At 57.2% G+C, this 6,441-nt stretch carries 8 protein-coding genes; all 8 read left to right on the top strand.

Annotated elements, in window-relative coordinates:
- A partial coding sequence (locus ACPLUI_RS09580) for a DUF6385 domain-containing protein (RefSeq protein ID WP_424660039.1) occupies window positions 1-374 on the top strand: 374 nt, incomplete at its 5' end.
- 44 nt (window positions 375-418) lie between these two features.
- Window positions 419-1,273: a glycosyltransferase family 2 protein gene (locus ACPLUI_RS09575; protein WP_424660038.1), complete on the top strand. Its 855-nt coding sequence runs from the start codon at window positions 419-421 to the stop codon at window positions 1,271-1,273.
- Between the two features lie 87 nt (window positions 1,274-1,360).
- Window positions 1,361-1,768, top strand: a complete 408-nt coding sequence (locus ACPLUI_RS09570) for a carboxypeptidase-like regulatory domain-containing protein (RefSeq protein ID WP_424660037.1) — start codon at window positions 1,361-1,363, stop codon at window positions 1,766-1,768.
- A 91-nt stretch (window positions 1,769-1,859) separates the two neighbouring features.
- Window positions 1,860-2,765 carry a glycosyltransferase family 2 protein gene (locus ACPLUI_RS09565; RefSeq protein ID WP_424660036.1) on the top strand — a complete coding sequence of 302 codons (906 nt, stop codon included), beginning with the start codon at window positions 1,860-1,862 and terminating at the stop codon, window positions 2,763-2,765.
- A 59-nt stretch (window positions 2,766-2,824) separates the two neighbouring features.
- Complete coding sequence (locus ACPLUI_RS09560; protein WP_424660035.1) at window positions 2,825-3,511, top strand: glycosyltransferase family protein; 687 nt, start codon at window positions 2,825-2,827, stop codon at window positions 3,509-3,511.
- Entirely contained in the window at window positions 3,489-4,610 is a 1,122-nt protein-coding gene (locus ACPLUI_RS09555; RefSeq protein WP_424660034.1) for a glycosyltransferase family 4 protein, read from the top strand. Before ACPLUI_RS09560 ends, ACPLUI_RS09555 begins: the two co-directional genes overlap by 23 nt.
- An 11-nt stretch (window positions 4,611-4,621) precedes the next feature.
- The gene (locus ACPLUI_RS09550; protein ID WP_424660033.1) at window positions 4,622-5,485 is read left to right on the top strand and encodes a glycosyltransferase family 2 protein; all 864 of its coding nucleotides are present in this window, start codon (window positions 4,622-4,624) and stop codon (window positions 5,483-5,485) included.
- Window positions 5,486-5,497: 12 nt separating this feature from the next.
- Window positions 5,498-6,441: GDP-mannose 4,6-dehydratase (gene gmd, locus ACPLUI_RS09545; protein WP_424660032.1), on the top strand; the 944-nt coding region annotated here is incomplete at its 3' end.

The raw sequence follows: 6,441 nt of genomic DNA, 5'->3' as shown, positions 1-6,441 counted from the left end.
GGATTACGGTTGTGTGCCTCGTTTTAAACCGCATCGCAATGGCCGGGTGGAACCAACCCGTTTTTATAAGTGTGGAAGAGGACCTGGTGACAGGGGACCGGGAAGGCTATAGCAAAAAGGTTGATATTTCCCGGGTCCGGACATTTTCTTTTCTGGTTCGCAACAACGGGCCCAACCCCGTAGTAGTACAGCCCGAGCAGAGTCCGGACGGTTTGACATGGAGCTCTTTTGGGGAGCTGGCTTATGCCCTCGACTCAGGGGAAAAACATCTTTTTGTCCCCCAGTATTTCCTCCGGTTTGCGCGTGTTAAATTCCGGAACAAGAAGCCGGGTTTAAATTCGGTTATAACCGTGTGGTTTCAGGGGCAGAGTTAAACGTTGGCCGATATTCAATCCATTGTTGCGGAGGTACTGCAAACGTGCAGCAATTTCCACACGGGAAACTGATAGGGGAGCCACTTACTACAATTGTCATCCCCGTGAGGAACCAGTTGCACTTCACCAGACGCTGTCTGGAAAGCATTTTCAAGTACACCCCGGAACCGGTTGAGGTTATGGTAGTGGACAACGGTTCCACCGATGGTACCCGCGAATATCTACAGGCATTGACAGGTGTGCGGGTGCTCATGAACAACCGTAATGTGGGGTTTGCTGCCGCCTGCAACCGGGGCCTGGCCGTTGCCAGGGGCGAATACCTCTTGCTACTGAACAACGACGTCCTGGTAACGCCGGGGTGGTTGACCGGGCTCATCTCCCACTTGAAAAAGTACCCGTGCGCCGGGCTGGTCGGTCCCCTCTCCAACTGTGGCGGTTTGATGCAGACCATACCGGTTGTCCTGCCTTCCCTGAACCAGCTTGATGAATTCACCCGCCGGCTGGCGGTGGAAAACTTTGGTCAATGCAGGCAGGTGAATATCTTGAGCGGATTTTGCCTGTTAATCAGGCGCCAGGTATTGAATACCATTGGTGGGCTGGATACCCGTTTTGGCCCGGGGAATTTTGAAGATGATGATTTCTGCCTGCGGGCGAGGTTGGCCGGCTTTAAGCTGCTGGTGGCTGAAGACGTTTTTGTTTACCATTTCGGTCAAAGAACTTTTCTTGGCGAAGGAATGGACTACAGAACGCTCATGAAAGCCAACTGGGAGAGGTTCCGGGTGAAGTGGAATTTGCCGGCTGATTTTCCCCCGGAGCAGCGCCATACATCACCTTTAATTTTAAATCAACCCTTTGACCCCGATCGGCATGTGATCCCGCTAAGGGCAACTATATGCTAATTATTACCATGCCAGATGCAACACCAAAAGCTTATCCTTACATATTATGTAATTGGTACTAAAACTTCTTCCAGGAGGTCTCAATCCATGGCCTTTCAACTAACCAGTTTTAACCTGGTCACCCGGCCCGGTGAGACCCAGCAGCATTACGACTTTTTCATTCTCCCCGAGCCCCGGGTTCTGGTGAGCGGTGTAGTGCGCAGGCCCGATGGTACACTCGTGCCTGGAGCCGTGGTAGTCGTGTTCAGGGTGGAAGGGGAAAAATTGGGGCCCGTTATTGGTTACACCTTCACAGACCAGGACGGCCACTTTTTCCTGGGTCCCCTGGCTCCGGGTACGGAGTACAGGGTGAAGGTATTCTACATGGAGACCTGTGCCGTGCAGGACCAGGCGCAGGTTGTCGAGTCCGGTATTTTCCCGCCGGTATTCCCGCTGCCACCCATAGCGCCATTTCCGACCATAGCTCCGTTCCCCCCAATTTCTCCGTTGCCGTAGGGAAACCGGTTGAGTTCGCCGCACGTGGATGCCGTGGGATTTTTTTCAACGTATGCCGGCCCCGAGCAATGATTGGAGTGGTTGGCAACCGATGCGTGAAGCATCCGCAAAGGGAGCAAGAGAACTGGCCTCGGTAATCATTATCTGCCGGGATGAACTGCCTTATCTGGAGCAGACCATCCGGTTCATGCTTACCGTGCCTTCCGGATACCCCATGGAGATTATTGTGGTGGATGACGGTTCCCGGGATGGGTGCACCGATTTCCTGAGGCGGGAGGGAGAGTTGAGCCGGCAAGTGCGACTTATTACCACTGCCGGTTTGGGGCCGGCCCGGGCCAGAAATATGGGGGCAGTGTGGGCCAGGGGGGGTCTCCTGGTTTTTTGCGATGCCCACATCATTGTTCCGGCCGGCTGGCTGGGTGAACTGGCCCGGCCGGTGCTGGCCGGGCAGGTTGATGCCGTTTGCCCAGCCCTGGTGCACACCGGAAACCCCCGCCTGGCGATTTACGGCGGCACTTTAAATCGAGACTTCTCCTGGGTTGGGCTGACCTCTCCCCCTCGCTCTCTTTCTCCTGTACCCCTGGCCCCTGCCGGTTGCCTGGCCGTGAGCCGGGAAGCCTTTTGGGAAGTGGAAGGTTTTGAAGAGGGTCTAACCACCTGGGGGTACGATGACGTGGAGTTTTCGATGAAGCTATGGCTTTTCGGTTTTACCGTGGCGGTAATGCCGTGGGTTAAAGTTGTGCATATCAGCCGCCCTTGGAAGCCCTACCAGAGGCCGGGGGAGAATCTGATCCGCAATCTCCTCCTGCTGGCGGTCCTGCACTTCGGCCCCCGGCGCCTGGCCAGGGTGGTGGCAATGGCCAGGCATTCGCCCGGTTTTTCAAGAACCCCGGTCGGGGTTCACGCGCAGAGCGTTTTAAGGAAACGGCGTGCTTATTTCCGCCGCCGTGTGCACGATGATGATTGGTTCATGAACACGTTCGACATCCCAGTTTGAGCTGGGAGTTATGTGGAGACAGCACTCTTCTTTCACCGGAAGAACATGGAGGGTCTGCTATGGAGCACTTTGCCTTTATCATCTGCAGTCAGGATGATGCTCGCTACCGCCGCTGCCTCCAGTACCTTCAGGCGCTCGAGCGGCCCGGTGTGCAGGTGGAGTTCTTCCGGGTAGTTTCCCGGCGCGGCATTGCTGCTGCTTATAACAGGGCGATGGAGAGGAGCACAGCTACCTGTAAAGTTTACCTGCACGACGATGTATTTATTTTGAACCGCCGCTTTTGCCTGGATGTACTGGAGATTTTCCGGGCGGACCCTTCCATCGGCCTTATAGGTGTGTGCGGATGCAAAGAAATACCACCCAGCGGGGTGTGGTGGGAGGGTGATACTTACGGTAAAGTTTATCATGGCGACCCGCCCCGGTTGCTTCATTTCAAACAGCCTGCGTCTCTGTACGAGCCGGTGGAAGCGGTGGACGGCCTGCTCATGGTCACCCGCTTCGACCTACCATGGCGGGATGATATTATTGACGGTTTCCACTTTTATGATTTATCCCATTGCCTGGAGTTTAACCGGAGAGGATACCGGGTGGTGGTGCCGCGACAGGAAGAACCCTGGTGCTACCACCGGAGTACGGGAAGGTTCGATACGGAATATGAGCGGCTGCGGCAGGTTTTCTTGAGAGAATATGCCGGGGAATTATCGGCGAATAGGTGGGACACGGATGGCCAGCGTGCTGTTTATTGACGGAGCTCTCCCACCGTTCCCCCAACCTGAACGGGGGTGGCGCGTTTTTCGCATTTTAAAGGCCCTTGCAGAAGCCGGACACAGGGTGGTTTACCTGGTACTCCAGGGAGAGCGGTACCACATTTACCGCCCTGTTTTTGAAGAATACGGCATTGAGTTTTGTGTGGAAGAGGGAGCATTGATTTGCCGGCAGAGGCGGGTGGATTGTCCTGTGGTGGGACTGGGTCGCCTGTTGGAGGAAGTCCCCTTTCAGCTTGCCTGCATTCATTTTGCAGCGAATGCACTCGCCTGCATCCCGGTGATCCGCCGTCATTCCCCCCGCACCAGGATTGCCGTGGACACTGTGGATCTCGCCCATATCCGGTTGTGGCGGGAGGCCCTGGTTACCGGGCGGCAGGAGTCGGTTGTAGAAGCCTACCGGCACCTGGAAATTGAAACGGCCGTTTTCCGGCAGGCTGATGCGGTTATAGCGGTTACTCCTCTGGAAGCCCGTGAGATTTCAAGGCTGGCACCCGGCACCAGGACAGTGGTTATCCCCATTATTGCCGATGTCTGGGCGGAGGTCAAACCTTTTTCCAGCCGCCGGGGGCTGCTCTATGTGGGAAGTTTTTCACACCCGCCCAATGTGGATGCCGTGCTATACCTGGCAGGTCGTATCTGGCCCCATTTGCAAAGGGCCCTTCAAGGGGTGGACCTCTACATTGTGGGTTACAACCCCCCGCAGGAGATTCTTGCGCTGGAAGATAAGGGGATCAGGGTGGTCGGCTACGTTCCCTCGCTGGCCCCTTATTTTGAGCAGTGTCGCCTCATGCTGGCCCCCATCCGTTACGGAGCGGGGATAAAGACCAAGATAGTGGAAGCCATGGCGGCCGGTCTGCCGGTGGTGACCACCAGCGTGGGGGCCGAGGGTATGGAGCTGCAGCCCGGCGACAATGTACTGGTAGCCGATGATCCCGTCTCTTTCAGCCGGGCAGTGGCCGACCTTTATGAAAGCCGGGCCCTGTGGGAGCACCTGTCCCAAAAAGGACAGGAGCATGTGCGCCGCCATTACAGTTTCCCCGTGGTGGCACCCGCCATTTATAGCTTGTTATCTGGCTGACGTGGGAGTCGGTGAAGTTATTACAGGGAGCTGCGCAGTTGGCTGCCGGTATGCGAGGTGACACCAATACCATGCTGGTTTCCATCATCATACCCGTACACAACCAGCTGGAACACATACAAAAGTGCCTGCAGGCATTGTGGGAGAACACCAGCCGTACCTTTCCCTGGGAATTGATCATCGTGGACAACAACTCGGATAAAGAAACGGCAACCTGGTTGAAATCGCTGGGGGGAAGGGTGCGCCTTATTTCCAACTCTTCAAATACGGGCTTTGTCCATGCCTGCAACCAGGGGGCGGCGGCGAGCCGGGGTAAATACCTGCTCTTTTTAAACAGTGACACCCGGCCACTGCCCGGCTGGCTGACGGCCCTGGTAGCGGCTTTGCAGGAGAACTCGCGTGTCGGGGCGGCGGGTGCCAGGCTGCTTTACCCGGACGGGAGGCTGCAGGAGGCCGGCGCCATCATCTGGCGGGACGGTACCGGCTGGAATTACGGCCGGGGCGATGATCCTACCCTGCCCAGGTACAATTACCCCCGCCCGGTGGATTACTGTTCCGGGGCCTGTCTTATGGTCAGGGCGCATCTCTTCCGGGCGCTGGGAGGTTTTGATCTCCGCTTCGCTCCCATGTACTACGAGGACGCCGATCTTTGCTTTGGCCTGCGCCGGGCGGGGTGGGCCGTACTTTACGTTCCCGGGGCTGTGGTCATCCATTACGACGGCGGAACTGCTCTCTCAGGCACCGGGGGGTGGCGCCGTTACATGGCCGTGAACAGGGAGAAATTCGTGGCCAAATGGAAAGATGTCCTGCGCCATCATTATCCGCCTTCCCCGGAGAACGTGGAGCGGGCCTGCTGCCGCCCGCTGGACGCATAAGGGGTGGGGCAGGTGAAACGGGCACTGATTACAGGCATTACGGGTCAGGACGGTTCTTACCTGGCCGAGTTTTTACTGGAAAAAGGGTATATGGTGTACGGGCTGGTAAGGCGTTCCAGTACGGGCAACCTGGAGAGAATCAAACACCTGGAAAAAGACCTGCGGCTTATCCCCGGTGATTTGACGGACCAGAATTCCCTGGTGGCCGCCCTGGTGGAAGCGGAGCCCGATGAAGTTTACAACCTGGCCGCCCAGTCCTTCGTGGGAGTTTCCTGGCAGCAGCCGCTGCATACCGCCCAGGTTACCGCCCTCGGGGTTACCCGCATGCTGGAGGCCATCCGTACGGTGAACCCGCGCATCCGTTTTTACCAGGCCTCCAGTTCGGAAATGTTCGGCCGGGTTCGGGAAACACCCCAGTCGGAGAGGACGCCTTTTTATCCCCGCAGCCCCTATGGGGTGGCCAAGGTTTACGGTCATTACATTACCGTGAACTACCGGGAAAGTTACGGCCTTTTTGCCTGCTGCGGCATTTTGTTCAACCACGAATCACCCCGGCGGGGCCTGGAGTTTGTCACCCGGAAGGTCAGCGACGGGGTGGCACGCATCAAGCTGGGCCTCGCCCGTGAGCTCCGCCTGGGAAACCTGGAAAGTCGCAGGGACTGGGGTTATGCCGGGGATTACGTGCGGGCCATGTGGCTTATGCTGCAGCAGGATGAGCCCGATGACTACGTCATTGCCACCGGCGAAACCCACTCGGTGCGGGAACTGGTGGAAATTGCTTTCAGCCACGCCGGACTGGACTGGCAAAAGTACGTGGTGGTGGATCCCCGTCTCTACCGCCCGGCGGAAGTGGATTTGCTCCAGGGGGACTATTCCAAAGCCCGGTCCAAACTGGGGTGGGAGCCCCGGGTTTCCTTTCCCGAACTGGTCCGCATGATGGTGGATGCAGATCTGGC

Origin of the sequence: Desulfofundulus sp. (assembly GCF_049701015.1) — a bacterium.
In the GTDB taxonomy this organism is placed as follows: Bacteria; Bacillota; Desulfotomaculia; order Desulfotomaculales; family Desulfovirgulaceae; genus Desulfofundulus.
Note: the sequence above shows the minus strand (reverse complement) of the source record. Positions and strands in the feature narration are given on the sequence as shown.

Coding starts and splice junctions, on each gene's coding strand:
- ACPLUI_RS09570 (WP_424660037.1), top strand. CDS start 1,361: ATGGCCTTTCAACTAACCAGTTTTAACCTGGTCACCCGGCCCGGTGAG.
- ACPLUI_RS09555 (WP_424660034.1), top strand. CDS start 3,489: ATGGCCAGCGTGCTGTTTATTGACGGAGCTCTCCCACCGTTCCCCCAA.
- ACPLUI_RS09560 (WP_424660035.1), top strand. CDS start 2,825: ATGGAGCACTTTGCCTTTATCATCTGCAGTCAGGATGATGCTCGCTAC.
- ACPLUI_RS09565 (WP_424660036.1), top strand. CDS start 1,860: ATGCGTGAAGCATCCGCAAAGGGAGCAAGAGAACTGGCCTCGGTAATC.